A 24,469-nucleotide genomic window follows, 5' to 3' on the forward strand; every position below is an offset into this window, starting at 1 on the left:
ACTCCCCCCAAGTTTATACAAGTAAACGATTACTTAAGGTTTATTTTGATTGTCCTGAGGAGGTCAATAAATTGAAAAAAAATGCTGTTCAATACATCAAATCACTTTGTCTTTCTGCCGTTGCATTTGCTGCAACTTCTGCTGCTCTTGCTGCTGAAAAATTGTATGTTTATAACTGGACTGACTATGTGCCATCTAATTTGGTTGCGGAATTCACCAAAGAAACGGGCATTGAAGTGATTTATTCAACATTTGAAAGTAATGAAGAAATGTATGCTAAATTGAAGCTGACCTCTAGTACAGGTAGTGGTTATGATTTAGTTTTCCCATCAAGCTATTACGTCAACAAAATGGCGAAAGAAGGCATGTTACAAGAGCTTGATCACAGCAAATTAAGTAATTTTAAACAAATTCCAGCAAATTTATTAAACAAGGAATTTGACCCAAATAACAAATATTCTCTGCCTTACGTTTATGGCTTAACCGGCATCGGCGTGAATGCGGATGATATTGATCCAAGCAAAATCACAAGCTGGGCTGATTTCTGGAATCCAGAATATAAAGGTAAAGTATTATTAACCAGTGATGCGCGAGAAGTGTTCCATATTGCATTACTTTTAGATGGAAAATCACCGAATACTAAGAATGAAGAAGACATTAAAGCTGCTTACGAACGTTTAGTGAAATTGTTACCAAATGTGGTGACCTTTAACTCTGACTCGCCAGAAGTGCCGTTTGTTCAAGGTGAAGCTTCTATCGGTATGTTATGGAATGGTTCGGCTTATTTAGCACACAAAGAAAATCCAAGTATCCAATTTGTGTATCCAAAAGAAGGCGCGATTTTCTGGATGGATAACTACGCGATTCCAAAAGGTGCGAAAAATACAGAGGGCGCTTATAAATTTATCGACTTCTTACTTCGTCCTGAAAATGCGAAATTAGTGGTTGAAAAAATGGGCTTCTCAATGCCAAATGAAGGCGTGAAAGCGTTACTTTCACCTGAAATGGCGAATAACCCAACCTTGTTCCCATCTGCTGAAAACATTGAAAAAGGCATTATGCAAGGCGATGTGGGTGAAGCAGTGGACATTTACGAAAAATATTGGAATAAATTAAAAACCAATTAATCAAATATTGATGAAAAGTGCGGTGAGTTTGACCGCACTTTTGCTTTGTAAAGGATGACAAATGAGTTTTCTTGAGCGACTTTTTCACGCAATCTTGTTTGAAACTACGGTTGTGTTGCTTTCTGTTTTCGCTTTGTATTTCTTTACAGAAGAAAGTGTTTCTATTCTCTTTGGGTCCATGGTACTGGTTTCCTTAACAGCTATGCTCTGGAATCTTATCTTTAATTATTTCCTTGATAAAGTGTTTACGGGACCAAGAGAAAAGCGAGGCGTCATATTTCGTACTTTACATGCCATTTCATTTGAAGGCGGTTTGCTTATTTTCACCGTGCCGATCATTGCTTACTTTTTAAAAGTGGATTGGATTACAGCTTTTATGATGGATTTCAGCTTAACGGTGATGGTGACCGTTTATACCTTTATTTTTAATTGGGTGTATGATCACGCGCGATTGCTATTTATTAAGCGTGAATGATGAAACAGGAAATGTTTGAATAAGGAATAAAAAGTGCGGTCAAAATCTAAGATGTTTTTGACCGCACTTTTATTTTTTAGGGCATGAAAACTTTATTAAAGTTTTTCCACTAACTCAATGGCTGCACCAATATAGGTTGCAGGAGTGAGTTGTTGTAAACGTGCTTTTTCATCGGCTGGGATAGCCAGTTTTTCGATGAATTCACGCATTGCTTTTTCATCAACACGTTTACCACGAGTCAGCTCTTTTAATTTTTCGTATGGTTTTTCAATACCATAGCGACGCATCACGGTTTGGATTGGTTCAGCTAAAACTTCCCAGTTTTGGTTGAGTTCATCACGGAGATGTTGTTCGTTCACTTCTAATTTGCTGATACCTTTACGCGTTGCGGCATACGCAATTAAGCAATAACCTAAACCCACACCTAAATTACGTAATACAGTGGAGTCGGTTAAGTCACGTTGCCAGCGAGAGATTGGTAATTTTTGACCTAGGTGAGTCATCACCGCATTGGCTAAACCTAAGTTACCTTCTGAGTTTTCGAAGTCGATAGGATTCACTTTATGCGGCATGGTGGATGAACCAATTTCACCCGCGATAGTGCGTTGTTTAAAGTGATTTAACGCAATGTAACCCCATAAGTCACGGTCGAAGTCGATGATGATGGTATTAAAACGAACCACGGCATCAAAGTATTCAGCAATGTAATCATGAGGTTCAATTTGCGTAGTGTATGGGTTCCAGTCTAAACCCAATGAAGTGACAAACTCTTCGCTAAATTTGTGCCAGTTAATATTTGGATAAGCTGATAAGTGCGCATTGTAGTTACCTACTGCACCGTTGATTTTACCTAAGATTTCATTTTGTTGGAGTTGTTTGAATTGGCGTTTTAAACGGTAAACCACGTTCGCCATTTCTTTACCTACAGTACTAGGTGAGGCAGGTTGGCCGTGTGTACGAGAAAGTAATGGGATGGTTTTGTATTCGTTCGCTAGACGGGTGATTTCATCAATCAGTTTTTGCCATTCCGGTAAGATTACTTCTTCACGCGCCGTTTTTAACATTAAGGCATGAGAAAGGTTGTTAATATCTTCCGAGGTACAAGCAAAGTGGATAAATTCAGAAACTTTGGCTAATTCTGGTAAAGCTTTGCTTTTTTCTTTTAAGAAATACTCAACCGCTTTGACGTCATGATTCGTGGTGCGCTCAATTTCTTTGATACGTTCAGCATCTTGAAGACAGAATTCTTCCACAATTTTATTAAGGTAATCGTTTGCTTCTTTGGACAAAGAAGAAACTTCTTGGATTTCAGCGGTCGCCGCCAATTTTTGTAACCAACGTACTTCCACGGTGACACGGAATTTAAGCAAGCCAAATTCACTGAAAATACCACGTAATGCGGTGGCTTTATCTTGATAACGACCGTCAATCGGGGAAAGAGCGGTTAATGCGGAAAGTTGCATAAGAGTTCTCCAAGGATTAATTTAAAGTTGAGTAGAGTTGTCGTGCCGCTTGCACTAATTTTTTACGATGAAATAACAGCTGCCATTTGCTGCCACCGACTTGACGCCACAAAACGGCAGAGCGAATGCCAGCTAGCAAACACGCACGAATTTTGTCTTGCACATTTTGTTGCTGTAAATGATATGCCGAACCAATAATATGAATGCGTTTGCCTAAAGGACTAATTGTATCCACATAAATGTTTGCCATGATTGAAAACATCTCATCATCAAATTGATTGTCATGATAAGCAAGTTGTTCCGGTAAGCGAGCAATACGGCGGCCAAGTTCTTGTTTGATTTCAGGTTGTTTGTTTAATTTGCCCTCTAACGCTAACAAGCTACCCCAATAATTTAATAAATTTTTGTCGTTTAATTGGGTGAGTTGCTCGATAAGCGTGTTTAATCCCACTTTAAGATGTTGAACATCACCGCCAAATACGGCTAATGTATCTTCGGGTTGAGTAATGAGAAGAGAATGAATGGTCGTTTGGAATGCATCTTGGTTATCAACTTCGCCTTTTTGAGCTAATTGACTGATTAATAAGACTGATTGACAAACACCGGCAAGTGCCAGAGCCATATCATTATAATTTTTCATTGGGATTATAAATTGTGAGCTGCAGAAATTTTTGGCGTAATATAGCATTTTTACACATTGTTTTGAACTCAATCATTAAAAAACGCCCTATCTTTTGTTATCATAGCGCCAATTCAGTTTACAGAATAAAAGGATAACCAATGACAAAACCAATTGTATTCAGTGGCGTGCAGCCTTCCGGCGAATTAACTATCGGGAATTATTTAGGTGCACTTCGCAACTGGGTGAAAATGCAAGAAGATTATGAATGTATTTTCTGTGTGGTGGATTTACATGCCATCACTGTACGTCAAGATCCTGTAGCACTTCGCAAAGCCACCCTTGATGTGCTCGCCCTTTACTTGGCTTGTGGCATTGATCCGAATAAAAGCACGATCTTCGTGCAATCTCATGTACCAGAACATACTCAACTAAGCTGGGTATTAAACTGCTACACCTATTTTGGTGAGATGAGCCGTATGACTCAATTTAAAGATAAATCAGCACGTTATGCCGAAAATATTAACGTGGGTTTATTTGATTATCCGGTTTTAATGGCAGCAGATATCTTACTTTACCAAGCGAAAAGCGTGCCGGTAGGGGATGACCAAAAACAACATTTAGAAATCACTCGTGATATTGCCGCTCGTTTTAATGCCCTTTATGGTGATATTTTCACGATCCCTGAAATCTTCTTGGGCAAAGCCGGTGCGCGTATTATGTCTTTGCAAGATCCTGATAAAAAAATGTCTAAATCAGATGATAACCGTAATAACGTGGTGACCTTGCTTGAAGATCCAAAATCGGTGGCGAAAAAAATTAAACGTGCGGTGACAGATTCTGATGAACCGCCTGTTGTTCGTTATGATGTGAAAAACAAAGCGGGCGTGTCTAACTTATTAGATATCCTTTCTGCAGTAACGGATAAATCTGTGGCAGACCTTGAAAAAGAATTTGAAGGCAAAATGTACGGACACTTAAAAACAGCGGTGGCTGACGAAGTGTCAAACTTACTTGCAGGTTTACAAGAACGTTTCTATCAATATCGTAACGATGAAGCACTTTTAGACGAGATTTTACGTCAAGGTGCAGAAAAAGCCCGTGCAAGAGCAAAAGCAACCCTTGCCAAAGTGTACGAAGCCGTCGGCTTTGTTGCAGCAAAATAATTTTAAACTTAATAAGCTGTGTTATATCACGGCTTTTTTAGATAAGGAGAAAAATATGGCCATTCAAACTGAAAAACCAATTGAATGTGTAGGTTGTAATACTTTCGATATGAAATCATTGTTTGATAACAGCGATTGTAGTTTACCTATCGAACAGTTTTACGCCACTCGTCAAGACGCGGAAGGTGCATTGGAATATTTCACGTTAAAAGCGCGTGATATCGAAAGTGAGCCTTGTCAAATTCAGTCTGAAATTCAACAGGTTGAAGATGGATACTTGCTTAAAGCGGTTTTCACATTCTGCTGCCAAGCGGAATTAGTGATTTTCCAAATGAAACTTTCGTAAGTAATGACTTACTCTAGAAAACCGCGTTTTTTGTGACCGCACTTTCTGATATTTATGTTCCCCTGCATCGTATTATTCCTTTTTCTAATGTAGAAGGGCAGGGGAATCGTACCAGTATTTTCTTACAAGGTTGTAAGTTAAACTGCCTTTATTGCCATAATCCAGAAACCATTCCTCGTTATGCAGAAGGCGCTCATCAAGTCAGCCTGCAGTATTTGTATGAGCAAGTGATGGATGCGGTACCTTTTATTCGTGGTGTAACGGTTTCCGGCGGGGAACCCACCATTCATCATAAAAAACTTGTTCCATTGTTCCAAAAGCTACGTGAGGAAGGGCTAACTTGCTATTTAGATAGTAGTGGTTTCTTTGAATTTGACGCAATTCGTCCTTTAATTGAGGTTACAGACAAATTTCTCTTTGACCTGAAAGGAGAAGGGCTTGGCTTGCAAAGTTTGTGCTTTGATAGACAAAATCGCCAAGGCATTGTCCCGAAAAACATCATCCCTACTCATCAACATATCAAGCAAGAAAACTTGGATCGTAATTTGAAGAACTTGGCGCAATTATTGCCATTAAATAAAGTGGAAGAAGTGCGGTTAGTTTATGTAGCAAATTTTTTTGATGCAGAAAAGTTAGTGGAGAAAGTCGCATCTTTATTGAAAGATTATCCGGATGTGTTGTTCAAAATTATCCGAGTGCACACAAAAGGTGCACGAGACGCTGAAGGGCTCACCCCTTATGTCCCAACTGTTGAACAGACACAAGCGCTTGAAAACCATGCGAAATCTTGTGGTCTGACCAAAATTGTGACCATTTTATAAGCAAACATACCAAAAAGTAGCAAAAATATTCCGACTTTTTACCGAAAAACAAGTAGAATAGGACAATTTTATTCACTTACTTATCTAACCAACCTAGGGGAAAAAAATGGGTATTTTAGGTAGCGTTTTAGGCATTGTCGTATTACTGATCATTGCCGTATTATTCTCAAATAATCGTAAGGCGATTAATTTACGTACTGTATTAGGGGCTTTGGCGATCCAAATCGGATTTGCGGCCCTTATTTTGTATGTGCCGTATGGTCGTGATGCATTACAAGCGACAGCAAATGGTGTATCCAATGTTATCGCCTATGGTAATGAAGGGATTAACTTCGTCTTTGGTGGCTTAGCGGATCCTTCAAATGCCGGCTTTATCTTTGCGGTGAAAGTGTTACCAATCATCGTCTTTTTCTCTGGTTTAATTTCTGTGCTTTATTACTTAGGCATTATGCAAGCTGTCATCAAAGTGATTGGTGGTGCATTGCAAGCCGCATTAGGCACATCTAAAGCAGAATCAATGTCTGCAGCCGCGAATATCTTCGTTGGTCAAACTGAAGCACCTTTAGTGGTTCGTCCTTACATTAAAAATATGACCCAATCTGAATTGTTCGCTATTATGGCAGGTGGTACTGCTTCTATCGCGGGTTCAGTAATGGCAGGTTATGCAGGAATGGGCGTACCATTGACTTACTTAATCGCAGCCTCTTTCATGGCTGCACCAGCAGGTTTATTATTTGCGAAAATTTTATTCCCACAAACTGAACAATTTAACGATAAACAACCTGAAACGGATGATAGCGAAAAACCGACTAACGTGCTTGAAGCAATGGCAGGTGGTGCGAGTGCAGGTATGCAATTAGCGTTAAACGTAGGTGCGATGTTAATCGCATTCGTGGGTTTAATCGCTTTAGTTAACGGTATTTTAGGTGGTGTAGGCGGCTGGTTCGGTTACGCTGACTTAACGTTACAATCAATCTTCGGTTGGGTATTCAAACCATTAGCATACTTAATCGGTGTATCTTGGGAGGAATCTGCTGTTGCAGGTCAAATGATCGGGCTTAAATTGGCAGTAAATGAATTCGTGGGTTACTTAGAATTTGCGAAATACTTACAACCAGATGCAGCAGTTGTATTAAGTGAAAAAACTAAAGCCATCATTACTTTCGCATTATGTGGTTTTGCTAACTTCAGCTCTATCGCAATCTTAATCGGCGGTATCGGTGGTATGGCACCAAATCGTCGTGGTGATGTGGCTCGCTTAGGTTTAAAAGCAGTTGTAGCGGGTACATTAGCTAACTTAATGAGTGCGACTATCGCAGGTTTATTCATCGAGTTAAGCGGCGTAGCAATGTAATTAAAATGTGGTGAATTCTGACCGCACTTTATCTCTCAACACCACGAATCATTCGTGGTGTTGTACTTTAAAGCAAGCGAAAACGTTTGCTTAAATGACTTTTTATTTATCAACAAGAGGAAAAAATAATGACTCCACATATTAACGCTCCTGAAGGCGCATTTGCAGATGTTGTATTAATGCCAGGCGATCCGCTTCGTGCAAAATATATTGCTGAAACATTCTTAGAAGATGCGAAAGAAGTGACTAACGTTCGCAATATGTTGGGTTATACCGGTACTTATAAAGGTCGTCGTATCTCTGTTATGGGTCACGGTATGGGTATCCCATCTTGCTCAATTTATGCGAAAGAATTAATTACTGAATACGGCGTGAAAAAAATCATCCGTGTTGGTTCTTGTGGTGCCGTACGTATGGACGTTAAAGTACGTGATGTTATCATCGGCCTTGGTGCATGTACCGATTCAAAAGTAAACCGTATCCGTTTCAAAGATAACGATTTTGCAGCGATTGCTGATTTTGATATGGCACAAGCAGCGGTTCAAGCAGCGAAAGAAAAAGGTAAGCCTGTTCGCGTAGGGAATCTTTTCTCTGCAGACCTATTCTACACGCCAGATTTCGAAATGTTTGATGTGATGGAAAAATACGGCATCTTAGGCGTAGAAATGGAAGCGGCTGGTATCTATGGCGTGGCAGCAGAATATGGTGCAAAAGCACTTTGTATCTGTACCGTTTCAGACCATATTCGTACACACGAACAAACTACAGCAGAAGAACGTCAATTAACCTTCAATGATATGATTGAAATTGCGTTAGAGTCTGTATTAATTGGTGATAAAGCATAATTTATCTGATTGATAGAATAAAAAAGAGCGGTCAATTTTGACCGCTCTTTTGTTTTTCTACTTCGCTATTTTTCATACCAAATTCGGTTCACATAAAGCACCACTTTGCCCGAGGGTGTTTCCACATGAATTTCATCATCAACGCCTTTTCCGATTAAGGCACGTGCGACGGGAGAATCAATGGAAATCCAGTTTTTAGCGGGATCGAATTCATCGCAGCCGACAAGGCGGTATTGCTTCACTTCACCTTCTTCATCTTCTAGCTCAACCCAGGCACCGAAAAACACTTTGCCTTCTTGTTTCGGATGGTAATCCACGATTTGTAACACTTCTAAGCGTTTGGAAAGGAAACGCACACGGCGATCAATTTCACGTAAACGACGTTTACCGTAAATATATTCTGCGTTTTCACTGCGGTCACCAAGCGCAGCAGCATCTGAAACCGCTTGGGTAACTTTAGGCCGTTCTTCTTTCCACAAAAATTTCAGTTCTTGGTCAAGTGCAAGCCAGCCTTGACGGGTAATGTAATTTGATTTTGCCATGATAAAAATAAAAGAAATTTTTTTGAATTATATTTGAGCCTGTTGTCTAAAACCAGTATTCTATTCCCGTTTTTATCGAATCCTTTAATAACAAAGAAGTATGACAATGTTAAATCAACAAATTAGCCAAATTATTGCGGCAGAATTAACCGTTCAACCCCAACAAATCCTCGCCGCCATTCAATTATTAGATGATGGCAACACCATTCCATTTATCGCCCGTTATCGTAAAGAAGCCACAGGTGGCTTAGATGACACCCAACTTCGTCATTTTGAAACCCGTTTAATTTATTTACGTGAATTAGAAGATCGTCGTCAAACCATTTTGAAATCTATTGAAGAGCAAGGGAAATTGACCGATGAATTGCGTGACAAAATCCATGCGACACAAAGCAAAACCGAATTAGAAGATTTGTATTTGCCATACAAACCAAAACGTCGTACGAAAGGGCAAATTGCGATTGAAGCCGGTCTTGAGCCATTGGCTGATTTACTTTGGAATGAACCGAAAAATGACCCTGAAACGGCAGCAGCTGAATTTGTAAATGCTGATAAAGGCGTAACAGACACCAAAGTCGCGCTTGATGGCGCACGCTATATTTTAATGGAGCGTTTTGCTGAAGATGCGGGTTTATTAGCGAAAGTTCGTGATTATTTAGCAAAAAATGCCGTTATCGTATCTAAAGTGATCGAAGGCAAAGAAACAGAAGGCGCAAAATTCCAAGATTATTTCGATCACCAAGAATTATTGAAAAATGTGCCTTCTCACCGTGCATTAGCCATGTTCCGAGGACGTAATGAGGGCATTTTACAATTAAGCTTAAATGCGGATCCTGATGCAGAAGAGGGAAGTCGTCAAAGTTATTGTGAAGAAATTATTCGTGATTATTTAGATGTCCGTTTCACGGGACAGCCTGCGGATAAATGGCGTGAGCAAGTGATTGCGTGGACATGGAAAATCAAAGTGTCGTTGCATTTAGAAACGGAATTAATGGCAAGTTTACGTGAAAAAGCGGAAGAAGAGGCCATTGATGTTTTTGCTCGAAATCTGACCGCACTTTTAATGGCGGCACCGGCTGGCGCAAAATGCACCATGGGCTTGGACCCGGGCTTGCGTACAGGGGTTAAAGTCGCGGTGGTGGATAACACGGGTAAATTATTAGATACCACCACCATTTATCCACACACGGGTCGTGAAGCCGAAGCGCAAGTGGCGATTTTCAGCTTGATCCGTAAACATAACGTGGAATTAATTGCCATTGGTAACGGTACGGCTTCTCGTGAAACTGAACGTTTTGCGAAAGAAGTGATTAAAGAAATCAAAGAAAATAAACCGCAAACCGTTGTGGTGAGTGAAGCGGGCGCATCGGTTTATTCAGCTTCTGAATTTGCGGCAAATGAATTCCCGAATTTAGATGTATCTTTACGTGGTGCGGTATCTATCGCCCGTCGTTTACAAGATCCATTGGCGGAGTTAGTGAAAATCGAACCGAAAGCTATTGGTGTAGGGCAATATCAACACGATGTAAATCAAACCCAACTTGCGCGTAAACTCGATGCGGTGGTGGAAGACTGTGTAAACGCGGTAGGCGTAGATTTAAATACCGCATCTGCACCATTACTTGCTCGTGTGGCGGGGATGACGAAAACCTTAGCGCAAAACATTGTGGAATACCGTGATGAAAATGGTCGTTTTGAAAGCCGTACTGAATTGAAAAAAGTGCCGCGTTTAGGACCAAAAGCCTTTGAGCAATGTGCGGGCTTTATGCGTATTGCAGGCGGGAAAAATCCACTTGATGCTTCCGGTGTTCACCCAGAAGCTTACCCTGTGGTCGAAAAAATCTTGCAAGCTACCGCGCAATCTATCCAAGATTTAATGGGAAATGCGGGTGTGGTTCGTCAGCTTGATGCGAAACAATTCATTGATGAGCAATTTGGTTTACCAACTGTTCAAGATATTTTTAAAGAATTGGAAAAACCGGGGCGCGATCCGCGTGGTGAGTTTAAAACTGCAGTATTCGCAGAAGGCGTGGAAGAAATCACCGATTTAAAACCAGGTATGATTTTAGAAGGTACCGTCACCAATGTGACCAACTTCGGTGCATTTGTGGATATTGGTGTTCACCAAGACGGTTTAGTACATATTTCATCATTAAGCGATAAATTCGTAGAAGATCCACATCAAGTGGTGAAAACTGGCGATATCGTGAAAGTAAAAGTGTTGGAAGTGGATGTGCCACGTAAACGTATTGCGTTGACGATGCGATTAGATGAAAGTGCGGTCAAAAATGACGGCAAATCTGACCGCACTTTAAGTGCAAAACCAAGAAGTAATGCACCTCGTCAAGATCGTAATCCAAAAGGAAATAGTGCGATGGGTAATGCCTTTGCCGATGCGTTGAAAAATTGGAAAAAATAATTTCGTCATTTAGATGAACATTGTGGCCAAATAGGCGTACAATGGAGGGGATCTGGTCAATCATCCAATCCCCTTTTTTATTTCAACGAAAGGAATATTCTTATGGAAAAAGGTATTCTTGGGCCGCATGAAGGCAAGGAGCTGGAATTAATGTTAAGGGGCGAAAAGCAAGTGGCATTATTCAATCAGGAACTCGGTATTCCTGACGCCTTTCTCCCTTATCTTGAGCTAGGAATGCTTCATTCAAAAACAGTGCAACGTCATGTCAATGATGTTTGCTTAACTGATTTTATTGTCTATTTACCTCAATCTCTTGCACTCGCTGAACAAATGGAAGTATTACTTCCTGCAAGCACTGTGAATGGTTTTGATCCTAAAGTTGAACGTGAAATCGGCCGAATTCTTGGCTACCGAGAAAAAGATATCGAGTACTATATTCAGCATTTTCAAGATAATTTAGAGAAGTATCGGCAGCAGTATAGTTGATAATTAATGATGTGAAAGCGTGATAAACATTTTATCTCTATCAGAGATACGTCCAGCTCTCTCGTAAATGGAGAGAGCTAAGTTTTATTAGGTTATTTGACTTTTTTGCCGCTGCTTACTTGTGGCCAGCATTCTACATCTGTTACACCAGCAGATATTGCGCCGCCAACAACCTTGCAGTTATATTTTTTTCCTGCTACATCAGCATTATAAGTTCCTTCAACAACACCGTTATTAAAATTAGAAATTTGCACTTGGCTAGCATCAACACCCAATTTAAATGCGGTATCTTTTTGAAGAGATGATTGGGTTACGCAAGCTGAAAGCGCACTTGCAGAAAGAATAATAAGAAATAATTTTTTCATAATACTCACTTAATAAAAGGTTAGATATATTTCTCAAAATGAGAAGTGGTGATCGGTTGACCAATTCTTATACTATAGTATTTTTGTCAGCTTCTCAAGTATGGCATTAATGTTGTAAAGAGCTTTAGAGATAATAAAAGTGCGGTCAAAAACATAAGCGATTTTGACCGCACTTTTGTTTCCAAAGATGATTATTCTAAGTAAATATTATAATTTCACATTCCCTTTTTCTGTAGAAATATCACTATAGATAGCATAACAAGTCAAAGTAGTAAATTAGGTAATTGTTTAATGTATACTAGATCTAAAGGAACTAATATTATTGTTAATAAGGTAAATTGATATGACGAAACCTAAAGCTGCTTTTGTTAGAATTAATAAAGATTTCTTATTGGTTACCTCTTTTATTAGAGGAATGATTGCAATGACAGATCCAGATCAAGATTTTATTTTTAATGAAGTTGATATTTCTGATTTAGATCTAGGAAGGTTAATTAAAGAAAAGCTTAATGAAAGTAAAGAAATTTCGTTCGAAGAGTTTCAGGCTATCTTTAATTCTGAAAAAATGAAAGGACTACAAAAAAATCTCGAAGATGAGATGAAAAAACGCTATGGATACAAAAATAAAAAATCTATCTATAAGGATATGTCTTTTTTATCTTTAGAACAGGATGCTAGTTTTATAATTATAGCGCCACTTCACCAGGATTCTCTTGGTGGGTATTCAGGAATTTCACTTCCTGACAATTCAGCATTAGAATTTAAATATGATAAGAGTATTTCGGATGAAGAATTAGGGAAAGCCATAAGACAATCCCTGACGTATTGTACGAGTATTTATCGGTAAGATATTTTCCTCAAAATATAAAGTGCGGTCAATTTCCAAAGAGTTTTAAAACCTCTCAAAAACTGACCGCACTTTCTGTATTTTCAAAGATGCTTATGTTAAGTGAATTAACTATTATAGCAGGTGTAGATAAATCAAATGGTAAAGTTGTGTTATTACCAGTTAGAGTTCCTAATAAGAAGTAGTCATACGAGGTCAATATGGAAAAATATCAAGTGTTTTTAGGTAGTGATATTGCAAAGACTTACAGTGATGCTAAAAAATTTACCTGGGAACGGGTTAATTCGTTTTCAGATAATTCTTATCTCGTATTATTTCAAAGAATAAAATTAATTGATGAGTTTCGTGGAGATGTGTTTTTTTCAATTGGTTTATTAGATGACTATCATCGTGCATTAGCCTCTAAGTATTTATTAGAAAATGATATTTCAGGATTTAAAGAAAATGCTTCTATTGCTGGTTTCTTAGGTATTTTGTCTGAATATGATTTTCAATGGGCGTACAACGGAATTAATACAAATTTCTTTTTTATGAGTTTGCTTTCAGATAATCAAAAGTTGATTGATTATTTAATTAAACATCGTGATGAAATTGTCGATATTTCAGTACCTTATAAACGAACTGATACCAGACCTTTTTTTAATGCGAACACTTTATTGGCGTTAAGTGGCGATTGGCAATTATTAAAAGAGCGCGCACTCACGTTCTTAAATGATGAGAAAAAAGCCCGTAGTGATTTAAAGCGCATTCCCGATCATGAATTTTATGTGGGACTAGCAGATAAAAATATAAAAGGAATGCAAGAGGCTTTAGATAAATTACTCGAACTTAAGTTTGCGAAACGAGCAGCAAAAGATACACTTTTACATTTTGATTTTTACTTGCAACCGCAAGTTTTAATGTATGCCAAAATCGCAGCAATCCACGGTTTTGATTTGGGTATTGATAGCCCTATAGCGCCCAAAGAATTGATTGATATAAATCCATTAGCGGAATATAAAATTCCTTATGATTTTATGAAATTATTTGATTTTGATGCCCCTCATCAAGTTTGGGTAAATTATGTCAAACAAAGAATGGAAGAAGCGAAGCAAAAGAAAGTTGAAAATAAAAAAGGATTTTGGGCTTCATTATTTGGTAGATAAGTCGGGAATGATAATAAAAGTGCGGTCAAAAACACAAGCGATTTTGACCGCACTTTATTATTGCTCAGGAAGGATTATTCCGCGTCTTCTTTTGCCCATTCTAATGAGCGTTTAACCGCTTTTTTCCAGCCTTTATAACGACGTTCACGTTTTTCTTCGTCATTATCAGGTGTGAAGGTACGTTCTACACGCGCTTTGTCGTGAAGCTCGTCTAAATCTTTCCAGAAACCAACCGCAAGACCAGCAAGATAAGCTGCACCAAGTGCAGTCACTTCTTTCACGACTGGACGTTCTACGTTCACATCTAAAATATCCGCTTGGAATTGCATTAAGAAGTTATTGTTGGTTGCACCGCCATCAACACGTAAATATTGTAAGCGTTGACCTGAGTCAGATTGCATTGCTTCTAATACGTCACGGGTTTGGTAAGCGATAGATTCAAGGGTCGCACGTACAATATGGTTGCGGTTAGAACCACGAGAAAGACCAAAAATTGCACCGCGTGCATACGGATCCCAATATGGTGCGCCTAAACCAGTGAAGGCTGGTACGACATATACCCCGTTGCTGTCAGGAACTTTTTGTGCAAAGTATTCGGAGTCGTGGCTGTCATGAACGATTTTGAGTTCATCACGTAACCATTGGATTGAAGCGCCCGCGATAAATACCGAACCTTCAAGTGCGTATTCAGGTTCACCTTTGGCGTTACACGCGATGGTGGTTAATAGGCCATTTTTAGAGGTAATGGCTTTATCACCGGTGTGAAGCAACATAAAGCAGCCTGTACCATAGGTATTTTTTGCTTGGCCTGCGCGTGTGCAAAGATGGCCGTAAAGTGCTGCTTGTTGGTCACCCGCGATACCCGCAACAGGAATACGCACGCCGCCTTTACCCCCGATGTTGGTTTGGCCATACACTTCGGAAGAATTACGCACTTCAGGCAACATTGAGCGTGGAATATTTAATAATTCCAACATTTTGTCATCCCATTTTTTCGTATGGATGTTAAATAACATGGTACGGGATGCGTTGGTGTAATCCGTTACGTGAACACGACCCTGCGTTAATTTCCACACAAGCCAGGTATCTACGGTACCGAATAGAAGCTCACCGCGTTCCGCTTTTTCGCGCGCGCCTTCTACATTGTCCAAAATCCATTTTACTTTGGTACCTGAGAAATAGGGATCCACCACTAAACCTGTGGTGTTGCGGATATATTCTTCATGACCATCCGCTTTAAGTTTGTCTGTAATATCTGCAGTACGACGACATTGCCACACAATCGCATTATAAACCGGTGTGCCAGTTGCTTTTTCCCACACAATGGTGGTTTCACGTTGGTTAGTAATACCAATTGCCGCAATTTCATCTGAGGTAATACCTGCTTTTGCAACCACTTCGTTTAATGTTGAACTTTGTGTTGCCCAAATTTCCATTGGATTATGTTCCACCCAGCCTGCGCGTGGATAAATTTGTGTAAATTCACGTTGGGCGATTTCGACAACATTCGCATTGTGATCTAATAATACTGCACGAGAGCTTGTGGTACCTTGGTCCAAAGCGATGATGTATTTTTTGTCTGTCATGGTTCTATTCCTTAGAGTGCTTGGCACTCGTTAAATGAATGAAGAAACTTTGAGCTTAAACGAACAAATTGCGAGCCTAACTTAATTGAATTCGAATCTAATTGGAACAAGCAATGTTGGGTTTTGTGATTAGCATCACAGATTTCGCCCCGAAAATATGTAAACGATTGCGTTAACGCACAAAATAATGTGATCACTCTCTCATTTTTAGAAAATAGATCGGTTTCATCTATTGAATTAATTGGTGAAAACTAGATAATGAAGCCGCTCACTTTGAGTATCTCAATATTTGATCAAACAACGAACGTAATTGCAAAGCAAGATTTCTTTAATGAAATCATTAAGTTAATCATTATTTGGAGATTCTCTTATGAATGCCTATTTTGCAGAGTTTTTTGGCACAGCACTTCTCATCTTGTTAGGTAATGGTGTGGTAGCCAACGTATGTTTAAATAAAACGAAAGGGCAAAGTTCTGGTTGGATTGTGATTACTACCGCGTGGGCATTTGCAGTGTATGTGGCCGTCGTTGTGACAGGCCCTTACAGTGGGGCGCACTTAAATCCAGCGGTAACGCTTGGTGTGGCAATGAAGGGTGCATTTGCTTGGGAACTGGTACCAGGCTACATCGCGGCACAAGTTGTGGGGGGCATGGTAGGTGCGTTGTTGGTTTACATTATGTATAAAGATCACTTTGCAGCGACCGAAGAAGAGGGCTTAAAACGCGCTTGTTTCTGTACTGAACCAGCAATTCGTAACTATCCAATCAACTTAGTTAACGAAATCGTTGGCACCTTCGTACTTGTCTTCGTAATTTTCTATCTTGCAGGGGCAAACATCACTTTACCTGGCACGGCAGAAAGTACACCAATTGGTTTAGGCTCTATCGGAGCATTACCAGTAGCGATTTTAGTTTGGGCAATTGGTTTGAGCTTAGGTGGAACAACCGGTTATGCGATCAACCCTGCTCGAGATCTTGGTCCGCGTTTAACCTTAGGTCTTTTCCTGGGTGGTACATTAAAAACTAAAGCTGACTGGGGATACAGTTGGGTTCCTGTTGTGGGTCCATTTATTGGTGCAGCGTTAGCGGCAGTATTCTACAACGCCATTATGTAATTTATTCAAATAGAAAGAGCGGTCAAAATTCATGGTGTTTTTTGACCGCTCTTTTTATATTTAGAAGTTTGATTAAATACAATAATCTTCGAATTCCATTGGCATTTTAGCTTGCAATAAGAACTGCTTTGTACGTTCTTGTTGAGGGCGGCTGAAGAAGTTTGCCGCTGTATTTTGTTCAACAACTTGACCATTTTCCATAAGAATCACACGATCAGCCACGTCTTTGGCAAAATTCAACTCATGGGTGACAATAATCATTGTCCAGCCTTCTTGTGCGAGCATTTTGAGTGCCTGTAACACTTCACCGACGAGTTCAGGGTCGAGAGCGGAAGTAGGCTCATCTAACAAGATAATATCAGGTTTAACTGCTAAAGCACGGGCGATCCCGACACGTTGCTGTTGACCACCAGAAAGTTGAGAGGGATATAAATCTGCTTTCGCTTTTAAACCAACTTTTTCCAATAATGCTAAGGCTTTTTCACGCGCAATCTCTTTCGCTTGTTTTTGTACAACTACCATGCCTTCCATCACATTTTCGAGTGCTGTGCGATGGGGAAATAGATTGTATTGTTGGAACACCATTGAGGAGCGACGACGCAATTTTAGTTCATCGGCTTTGCTGATCTTCTTGCTGAAATCAATGGTTAAGCTTCCATCAGTAAATGCTAATACCCCTTTTTCTGGGCGTTCGAGCAAATTTAAACAGCGTAAAAAAGTTGTCTTGCCTGAACCTGATGGACCCAGAATGGCAACCACTTCGCCTTTATTAATTTCAAAATCAATGCCTTTTAATACATGGTGGCCATTAAAACTTTTCTGAATATTCGTGACTTTTAACATAAACAGTCCTTATAAATGGCGAGAAAGGCGTTTTTCTAAACGGGTTTGTCCCATCGACAGCACAAAACAGAATACCCAATAAATGAGAGCCGCTTCACTATAAATTAAAATAAATTCGTAGTTTTCGGCGGTGATATTTTGCGCCACACGGAATAATTCCGCAATCCAAACGAGTGAAGCAAGGGATGTATCTTTCACTGTGCTAATGAAGGTATTTGATAGCGAAGGGACGGAAATACGTAAAGCTTGCGGCATAATGGTACGCACGAAAGCTTGTGTGTAATTCATGCCTATCGCATAAGAGGCTTCCCATTGACCTTTAGGAATCGCAAGAATGGAGGCCCTCACCGTTTCTGCTGCATAAGCACCAATATTAATGGAGAATGCAATAATTGCAGTTGGGAAAGGCTCAAGTTTGATGCCAACTTCAGGTAAACCGTAGAAAATAATGAAGATCTGCACCAGCATTGGCGTGCCGCGAATAATTGAAATATAAGTGCGACAAATGCCTTGCAGAATTTTGGTCATTAAATTGGGATGTGGCAATGTGCAAATCACAGCTACGATAACCGCAATGAATAAACCGCAAAAGAAGGAAATGACCGCAAGGGGGATCGTATATAAAATTGCCCCTTCCATCATAGGCCAAAACGAGCTGATTACATAATCAGCTCGTTCTGCGGTCATAAATGGAAGGCTGGCTAACCAATTATTGAGTAATGTCATCGCCAAACCATTTGATTGAAAGTTGTTTTAAAGTTCCGTCTTTGCGTAGTTCTTCAAGTGCTTGGTTCACTTTTGCAATAAGCGGTTCTTCACCTTTCAAGAAAGCAAAACCGGTTGGGATTTTTTTATCACTTTCTACAGCAATTTTTAAGCCTGCATTAGGTTGTTTTTTGAAGTAATCTAACACTGCTAATTTATCGTTTACTGTTGCATCAACACGACCTTGTTTTACCGCCTCAAGGTTTTGAGCCAAGCTATCTACAGTCACGATAATTGCACCATTATCACGTGCGTCTTTGCTCCAGTTACTGGTTGCAGATTGTGCAGATTTTTTACCTTTTAAATCAGGGAATGATTTAATGCTATCGTTATCGGCTTTCGTCACGATTACGCCAGCAGAGTAGTTGTAAGGTGCACTGTAATCATATTTTTTTAAACGTTCTGGGCTTGGATTGGTTTGGTTCGCAATAACATCAAAGCGTTTTGCATTTAAACCTGCATACATGCCGTCCCAAGCGGTTTCTTTAAATTCAACTTTCCAACCTAATTTTTGCGCAACTTTTTCGATAATTTCCACATCGAAACCGGTTAACTTGCCATCTTTGTCGTGGAAAGTGAATGGTGCGTAAGTTCCCTCAGTACCGACTAATAAGGTTTTAGTTTGTTCAACGCGATCAGCAATTTCACCTGCGTTAGCAAAAGTAGAAAGGGCTAATCCTGCCGCTAAAAGTGCGGTGCTAAAAAATGATTTTTTCATAAGTATTCCTTTTTTAGATAAATAACGAAAGTGAAATGAATTATAAGAAGCGAAAAAGAAAAGAAAAGTATTATTTATTTATGAATTATTTCCTTTAGTTATATTAAATAGAAATTGTTTAATTAATAAACAAAAAAGGTCTGTAAAAACAGACCTTAGATAAAATGAATTCAATCAATAGATTAAGCCTCAATTCCTTCAAATAATGCCGTACTTAAATAACGTTCAGAGGCAGAAGGTAAGATCGCGACGATTAATTTATCTTGGAATTCTGGTAGTTTTGCTAAGCGGTCAGCTGCTGCCACAGCGGCACCTGAAGAAATACCCGCAAGAATCCCTTCTTCAGCCATTAAGCGACGAGCGGTCGCAATTGCCGTATCGCTATCTACAGTTTCCACGCGATCGATGAGCGATAAATCCAAGTTTTTAGGAATAAAGCCCGCACCGATACCTTGAATTTTGTGTGGACCCGGTTTTACTTCTTGGCCTGCAAGGGTTTGGCTAATAACAGGTGATTCTGTTGGTTCAACCGCCACAGAGGTGATTTTTTTACCGTGATCTAATTTGATCGCACGGGAAATACCAGAAATTGTACCGCCAGTACCCACACCAGCCACTACGACATCCACTTTACCTTCAGTGCCTTTCCAGATTTCTTCACCGGTAGTTTGACGGTGAATGTCAGGGTTAGCCGGGTTTTCAAATTGTTTTAGCATCACATAATGGTTTGGATTAGATGCCACAATTTCTTCCGCTTTGGCAATCGCGCCTTTCATCCCTTTTGCCCCTTCGGTAAGCACGAGATTCACACCTAAACCTCGTAATAAACGTTTACGTTCAAGGCTCATGGTTTCAGGCATGGTTAAGGTGATTTTATAACCGCGCGCAGCTGCCACATAGGCCAAAGCGATACCAGTGTTACCGCTTGTTGCATCTACAATTTCTTTACCAGCCGTTAAAATGCCATCTTTTTCTGCTTGCCAAATCATATTGGCACCAATACGGCATTTCACGCTGAAGCTTGGGTTACGACCTTCAATTTTTACGACAACGTTACCATTGTGTCCGAAGTGTTTTAAACGAACTAATGGCGTATTACCGATTGAGTATGAGTTATCTGCATAAATTGTCATTTTACTGTCCTTTTATATTTTGGAATGAGTTGATGCAGTAGTTATAACACTGGCTTTTATATAAAAAAAATAGTTAATAGCTATATTTTATAACTAAATGCTATTTATTCACGATGCTGTTTCCCGAAGGCTTAATTTCCGTACTCGTAGAACGTGTCACAATTTGTGTTGAACCTGAAGTGCGGTCAAAATTCATATCAAATTTTAATTGTGAGCGATAATTTTCCACCCACATTACCGTTGCACCACAGACCGCCACAGGAATAATTACTAAGTTCACGATCGGCAATGCGGTACAAAGGGTAATTAATGCCCCGAATGTCAAGCTTTGAGAACGTCTTTCGCCTAACGCATTTTTCATAATGCCAAAAGAAATTTTATGGTTATCAAACGGGTAGTCACAGTACTGAATCGCCATCATCCAACAAGTAAATAGGAAGGTGAGTACTGGAATAATAGTTTGTCCAATAACAGGGATAAAACTTAATAAGAACAAGCCCACAAATTTCGGTAAGCTGTACCATAGTTTTTGCCATTCACGATTTAGCATACGTGGCACATCTTTCATAATTTCGGCAAAACCATCATCATTAACGGCTTCACCAGTCAGCATTTTTTCGACTTTTTCTGCCAATAATCCATTAAACGGCGCGGCAATAAAGCCTGAAAGCGTTGTAAAGGCAAAATAGAAAAATAAGAGAATTGAGCCAATAGACAGCACGAGCAAAATCACGCTTAAAAAGCTTAGCCAATCTGGAATAAAGCTCATCACCCAGTCAATCATCGTGGATATTTGTGAGACAAATAGCCAGAATAAGCCTGTAAGCAGAACGACGTTAAGTAAAATCGGCATAATCACAAAACGGCGCAGACCTTTTTGCGTAATGAAATGCCAACCCATCACGAAATGATTGAAAGCAGATTTTATTTCATTTTGATCGATCATCATTGTTCCTTTAAATTGAAAAGTAAAAAATACAAAATGTCACAGAAAGACAATATTTTTTGAGAAAAATTCCATCTCATCCCTTTTAATATCTTGTTTGCTTTCCTATTTTTTCACCTGTGGAAATGTGATAGGATTAGCAAAAATCATTGCGTTAAGGAGCAACAAAAATGGACTTAAATACCATTTTGATTATTTTAGGGGTAATTGCTTTAATTGCCTTAGTGGTACACGGATTATGGTCAAATCGCCGTGAGAAATCAAAATATTTTAAAAGTGCGAATACATTTAACCGCACTTCTAAAAACGGTGAGGTCAATCCTTTTTCGCAAGCTGCTGATCCTAATGCGGATATTCGTTTAACACATCGTGCTCAAGCGGCGCAGCCAGTACAACAACATGTTCAACCTAAAGTGGCACCGCAGGCGGCAAACCAACAGCAATTTAATTTTGATGAGCAACGTGCTCAAGTGGATGCGCGTCAAATAGAAAAAAGCGTGGATGATATTAAAATCTCTTTACCAAATCAGCCAGTTTATGAGATGAATACGACGCAACCTGCTCCAGCGCCAGCTCCACAACCTGAACCCGTGGTTTATCCTGAAACGAATGTACAACCAAAACTGCGTGTAGCAGAAATGACAATTGAAGAATTAGAAGCACAAAGCAATGATTTTGATGGTGTGAATTCTTCTTCGCCTGAATTGCGTGAGCAATTAGCCGAGATGTCATTAAATCCAACTCAAGAACCTACTCATGAGAACGTGCATTTCAACTATCACGAACCAGTAGAAGTGGAAAAACCAAAACAAACCACTGGCTTTGTTCAACTTTATGTGATTTCAAATCAAAATCGTGAATTTTATGGTCCGCAGTTATCTCAATCGTTAGAAAACTTGGGATTCATTTTTGGCGAGCGTCAAATGTATCATCGCCACTTTGATTTAAGTGTGGCAAGCCCAGTGTTATTTAGTGTGGCAAATATTGAACAGCCCGGTACGTTTGATTATTACAATATGGCCGAGTTTTCAACCATGGGTGTGGTACTCTTTATGCAGTTGCCATCTCCAGGTAATAATTTGGCGAACTTACGTATGATGATTCGCGCAGCGAAAACCATCGCGGAAGATTTAGGTGGCGTGGTATTGACTGATCAGCAAGAGATTTTTGATGATATGGCTGAGCAGGATTACTTATCTCGCATCGCATAAAACGCACGAAAAAATAACCGCACTTTGGGCGAGCCGATGGTTCGCCCATTTTAATTCAATGAGTAAACCGTTAGAGAACATTATGAGCCTTCAGCAACAAATTGATACATTACGTCAGGATCTTCGTCGTTATGAATATGAATATCACGTGTTGGATAATCCAACCATTCCTGATGCAGAATATGATCGTTTATTTCACCAACTTAAAGCCTTAGAAGCCGCCCATCCGGAACTCATTACGGCAGATTCACCTACTCAACGTGTGGGCGCCAAACCACTTTCAGGTTTTGCACAAATTCGTCATGAAATTCCAATGTTGTCTTTAGATAATGCATTTTCAGACGAGGAATTTTATGCATTCGTAAAACGCATTGAAGATCGTCTTATTCGTTTGCCTGACCCGCTTACTTTTTGTTGTGAACCGAAATTAGATGGTTTAGCGGTGAGTATTTTGTATGTGAATGGCGTACTGACTCAAGCGGCAACCCGTGGTGATGGAACAACAGGGGAAGATATTACCGCGAATATTCGTACGATTCGAAATATTCCCTTGCAGCTTTTAATGGACAATCCTCCCGCTCGTTTAGAAGTGCGCGGTGAAGTGTTTATGCCACATGAAGGCTTTGAGCGTTTAAATCAACAGGCTTTAGAGAAAGGCGAGAAAACCTTTGCTAACCCACGTAATGCAGCGGCAGGATCGTTGCGTCAGCTTGATCCTAAAATTACGAGTAAACGTCCATTGGTCTTGAATGCTTATGGTATTGGCATTGCGGAAGGCGTAGATTTGCCGAATACGCATTATGATCGTTTGCAATGGCTGAAGTCTATTGGCATTCCGGTAAACCCAGAAATCCGTTTATGTAACGGCACAGATGAAGTGTTGGATTTTTATCGTGATATTCAAAATAAACGCAGTTCTCTTGGCTACGATATTGATGGTACCGTGCTAAAAATTAATGATATTGCGTTACAAGAGAAATTAGGTTTTATTTCCAAAGCGCCGCGTTGGGCAATTGCTTATAAATTCCCTGCACAAGAAGAATTAACTCGCCTAAATGACGTGGAATTCCAAGTAGGCAGAACGGGGGCGATTACACCAGTGGCAAAATTAGAACCGGTATTTGTTGCTGGTGTCACGGTGAGTAACGCCACATTGCATAACGGTGATGAAATCGAACGCTTGGACATTGCGATTGGCGATATGGTAGTGATTCGTCGTGCAGGGGATGTGATCCCACAAATTATCGGCGTGTTGCACGATCGTCGCCCAGCGGATGCGAGACCGATTGTTTTCCCTGAGACTTGTCCTGTATGTGATTCGGCAATTGTTCGTATTGAAGGCGAAGCGGTAGCGCGTTGTACAGGCGGTTTATTCTGTGCAGCACAGCGTAAAGAAGCGCTTAAACATTTCGTTTCTCGCAAGGCCATGGATATTGATGGCGTAGGGGGGAAATTAATCGAGCAGTTGGTGGATCGTGAGTTAATTCATACACCCGCCGATTTATTTAAGTTAGATTTAACCGCGCTGACTCGCTTGGAAAGAATGGGTACAAAATCAGCTGAAAATGCGTTAGCGAGCCTTGAAAAAGCAAAAAATACGACGTTAGCACGTTTTGTTTTTGCTTTAGGGATTCGTGAAGTGGGTGAAGCAACGGCATTGAATTTAGCGAATCATTTTAAAACCCTGGAAGCCTTGCAAAATGCAGATTTAGAAGCCTTACAGCAAGTGCCTGATGTGGGCGAAGTGGTGGCTAATCGTATTTTAGCATTTTGGCATGAACCACATAATGTCGCGGTGGTGAATGATTTAATCGCTCAAGGCGTACATTGGGAAACTGTAGAAGCCAAAGAAGTGATAGAAAACCGCTTCAAAGGCAAAACGGTTGTATTAACCGGAACTTTAACTCAAATGGGGCGTAATGAAGCTAAAGCCTTATTACAAGATATGGGCGCGAAAGTGAGTGGATCGGTTTCAGCAAAAACGGATTTTGTGATTGCCGGTGATGCGGCGGGTTCTAAGCTCACAAAAGCACAGGAATTAGGTGTTACCGTTCTAACGGAAGAAGAATTTTTGGCTCAGATTTAACCGTCTCAATCGAAAAAAAACTAAAAAAATGACCGCACTTCATCTCA

Annotated in this window: 24 protein-coding genes; 14 read left to right on the forward strand and 10 right to left on the reverse strand. The window is 39.9% G+C overall.

Annotated features, from left to right (window positions below):
* The first annotated feature begins 95 nt into the window (after window positions 1-95).
* Both PARA_RS03875 and PARA_RS03880 read left to right on the forward strand, forming a co-directional pair.
* Window positions 96-1,127 carry an extracellular solute-binding protein gene (locus PARA_RS03875; protein ID WP_374042313.1) on the forward strand — a complete coding sequence of 344 codons (1,032 nt, stop codon included), beginning with the start codon at window positions 96-98 and terminating at the stop codon, window positions 1,125-1,127.
* Between the two features lie 61 nt (window positions 1,128-1,188).
* Window positions 1,189-1,602, forward strand: a complete 414-nt coding sequence (locus PARA_RS03880; RefSeq protein WP_014064625.1) for a PACE efflux transporter — start codon at window positions 1,189-1,191, stop codon at window positions 1,600-1,602.
* Window positions 1,603-1,697: 95 nt separating this feature from the next.
* Here the strand turns inward: PARA_RS03880 and purB are convergent, their stop codons facing one another.
* Window positions 1,698-3,065 carry an adenylosuccinate lyase gene (gene purB / locus PARA_RS03885; protein WP_014064626.1) on the reverse strand — a complete coding sequence of 456 codons (1,368 nt, stop codon included), beginning with the start codon at window positions 3,063-3,065 and terminating at the stop codon, window positions 1,698-1,700.
* 16 nt (window positions 3,066-3,081) lie between these two features.
* The gene (gene hflD / locus PARA_RS03890; RefSeq protein WP_014064627.1) at window positions 3,082-3,705 is read right to left on the reverse strand and encodes a high frequency lysogenization protein HflD; all 624 of its coding nucleotides are present in this window, start codon (window positions 3,703-3,705) and stop codon (window positions 3,082-3,084) included.
* A 140-nt stretch (window positions 3,706-3,845) separates the two neighbouring features.
* On the opposite strand from hflD, the gene trpS reads away from it, so the two are divergent.
* From trpS to deoD, 5 genes are all read left to right on the forward strand, one after another.
* Window positions 3,846-4,850 carry a tryptophan--tRNA ligase gene (gene trpS, locus PARA_RS03895; RefSeq protein WP_014064628.1) on the forward strand — a complete coding sequence of 335 codons (1,005 nt, stop codon included), beginning with the start codon at window positions 3,846-3,848 and terminating at the stop codon, window positions 4,848-4,850.
* 55 nt (window positions 4,851-4,905) lie between these two features.
* A complete protein-coding gene (locus tag PARA_RS03900; protein ID WP_014064629.1) occupies window positions 4,906-5,196 on the forward strand; it encodes a YfcZ/YiiS family protein in 291 nt (96 codons plus the stop codon).
* A 32-nt stretch (window positions 5,197-5,228) separates the two neighbouring features.
* Window positions 5,229-6,017: a 4Fe-4S cluster-binding domain-containing protein gene (locus tag PARA_RS03905; RefSeq protein ID WP_014064630.1), complete on the forward strand. Its 789-nt coding sequence runs from the start codon at window positions 5,229-5,231 to the stop codon at window positions 6,015-6,017.
* A 106-nt stretch (window positions 6,018-6,123) separates the two neighbouring features.
* Window positions 6,124-7,371, forward strand: a complete 1,248-nt coding sequence (locus PARA_RS03910) for a NupC/NupG family nucleoside CNT transporter (RefSeq protein ID WP_014064631.1) — start codon at window positions 6,124-6,126, stop codon at window positions 7,369-7,371.
* Between the two features lie 128 nt (window positions 7,372-7,499).
* The gene (deoD, locus tag PARA_RS03915; protein ID WP_014064632.1) at window positions 7,500-8,216 is read left to right on the forward strand and encodes a purine-nucleoside phosphorylase; all 717 of its coding nucleotides are present in this window, start codon (window positions 7,500-7,502) and stop codon (window positions 8,214-8,216) included.
* A gap of 65 nt (window positions 8,217-8,281) precedes the next feature.
* Here the strand turns inward: deoD and greB are convergent, their stop codons facing one another.
* Complete coding sequence (gene greB / locus PARA_RS03920; RefSeq protein WP_005697419.1) at window positions 8,282-8,758, reverse strand: transcription elongation factor GreB; 477 nt, start codon at window positions 8,756-8,758, stop codon at window positions 8,282-8,284.
* A gap of 106 nt (window positions 8,759-8,864) precedes the next feature.
* Between greB and PARA_RS03925 the strand changes: the two genes are divergently transcribed.
* Complete coding sequence (locus tag PARA_RS03925; protein WP_014064633.1) at window positions 8,865-11,177, forward strand: Tex family protein; 2,313 nt, start codon at window positions 8,865-8,867, stop codon at window positions 11,175-11,177.
* A 102-nt stretch (window positions 11,178-11,279) separates the two neighbouring features.
* Window positions 11,280-11,663 carry a hypothetical protein gene (locus PARA_RS03930; protein ID WP_005694761.1) on the forward strand — a complete coding sequence of 128 codons (384 nt, stop codon included), beginning with the start codon at window positions 11,280-11,282 and terminating at the stop codon, window positions 11,661-11,663.
* A 92-nt stretch (window positions 11,664-11,755) separates the two neighbouring features.
* Here the strand turns inward: PARA_RS03930 and PARA_RS03935 are convergent, their stop codons facing one another.
* Window positions 11,756-12,028, reverse strand: coding sequence for a hypothetical protein (locus PARA_RS03935; protein ID WP_014064635.1), 273 nt, complete (start codon window positions 12,026-12,028; stop codon window positions 11,756-11,758).
* 343 nt (window positions 12,029-12,371) lie between these two features.
* On the opposite strand from PARA_RS03935, the gene PARA_RS03940 reads away from it, so the two are divergent.
* The gene (locus PARA_RS03940; protein ID WP_014064636.1) at window positions 12,372-12,875 is read left to right on the forward strand and encodes a contact-dependent growth inhibition system immunity protein; all 504 of its coding nucleotides are present in this window, start codon (window positions 12,372-12,374) and stop codon (window positions 12,873-12,875) included.
* 200 nt (window positions 12,876-13,075) lie between these two features.
* Window positions 13,076-14,020 carry an Imm49 family immunity protein gene (locus tag PARA_RS03945; protein ID WP_014064637.1) on the forward strand — a complete coding sequence of 315 codons (945 nt, stop codon included), beginning with the start codon at window positions 13,076-13,078 and terminating at the stop codon, window positions 14,018-14,020.
* A gap of 74 nt (window positions 14,021-14,094) precedes the next feature.
* On the opposite strand, the gene glpK is transcribed toward PARA_RS03945, so the two are convergent.
* The gene (glpK, locus tag PARA_RS03950; RefSeq protein WP_005694750.1) at window positions 14,095-15,606 is read right to left on the reverse strand and encodes a glycerol kinase GlpK; all 1,512 of its coding nucleotides are present in this window, start codon (window positions 15,604-15,606) and stop codon (window positions 14,095-14,097) included.
* A gap of 370 nt (window positions 15,607-15,976) precedes the next feature.
* Between glpK and PARA_RS03955 the strand changes: the two genes are divergently transcribed.
* Window positions 15,977-16,720: an MIP/aquaporin family protein gene (locus tag PARA_RS03955; RefSeq protein ID WP_005697447.1), complete on the forward strand. Its 744-nt coding sequence runs from the start codon at window positions 15,977-15,979 to the stop codon at window positions 16,718-16,720.
* Between the two features lie 72 nt (window positions 16,721-16,792).
* Here PARA_RS03955 and PARA_RS03960 read toward each other — a convergent pair whose 3' ends face one another.
* The 5 genes from PARA_RS03960 to cysZ all read right to left on the reverse strand — a co-directional run bounded on the left by PARA_RS03960 (window position 16,793) and on the right by cysZ (window position 21,125).
* On the reverse strand, window positions 16,793-17,563 hold the full coding sequence (locus tag PARA_RS03960; protein ID WP_014064638.1) for an amino acid ABC transporter ATP-binding protein: 771 nt from the start codon (window positions 17,561-17,563) through the stop codon (window positions 16,793-16,795).
* 9 nt (window positions 17,564-17,572) lie between these two features.
* On the reverse strand, window positions 17,573-18,289 hold the full coding sequence (locus tag PARA_RS03965) for an amino acid ABC transporter permease (RefSeq protein ID WP_005697396.1): 717 nt from the start codon (window positions 18,287-18,289) through the stop codon (window positions 17,573-17,575).
* A complete protein-coding gene (locus PARA_RS03970; protein ID WP_005694744.1) occupies window positions 18,273-19,046 on the reverse strand; it encodes an amino acid ABC transporter substrate-binding protein in 774 nt (257 codons plus the stop codon). Before PARA_RS03970 ends, PARA_RS03965 begins: the two co-directional genes overlap by 17 nt.
* A 182-nt stretch (window positions 19,047-19,228) precedes the next feature.
* Window positions 19,229-20,179 carry a cysteine synthase A gene (gene cysK, locus PARA_RS03975; RefSeq protein WP_014064639.1) on the reverse strand — a complete coding sequence of 317 codons (951 nt, stop codon included), beginning with the start codon at window positions 20,177-20,179 and terminating at the stop codon, window positions 19,229-19,231.
* Between the two features lie 100 nt (window positions 20,180-20,279).
* Window positions 20,280-21,125, reverse strand: a complete 846-nt coding sequence (gene cysZ / locus PARA_RS03980; RefSeq protein ID WP_014064640.1) for a sulfate transporter CysZ — start codon at window positions 21,123-21,125, stop codon at window positions 20,280-20,282.
* A gap of 170 nt (window positions 21,126-21,295) precedes the next feature.
* Between cysZ and zipA the strand changes: the two genes are divergently transcribed.
* Together zipA and ligA are read left to right on the forward strand one after the other, a co-directional pair.
* Window positions 21,296-22,336 carry a cell division protein ZipA gene (gene zipA, locus PARA_RS03985; protein ID WP_014064641.1) on the forward strand — a complete coding sequence of 347 codons (1,041 nt, stop codon included), beginning with the start codon at window positions 21,296-21,298 and terminating at the stop codon, window positions 22,334-22,336.
* Window positions 22,337-22,418: 82 nt separating this feature from the next.
* Complete coding sequence (ligA, locus tag PARA_RS03990; RefSeq protein WP_014064642.1) at window positions 22,419-24,422, forward strand: NAD-dependent DNA ligase LigA; 2,004 nt, start codon at window positions 22,419-22,421, stop codon at window positions 24,420-24,422.
* Window positions 24,423-24,469: the final 47 nt, after the last annotated feature.

Source organism: Haemophilus parainfluenzae T3T1 (assembly GCF_000210895.1).
Lineage (GTDB): Bacteria > Pseudomonadota > Gammaproteobacteria > Enterobacterales > Pasteurellaceae > Haemophilus_D > Haemophilus_D parainfluenzae_A.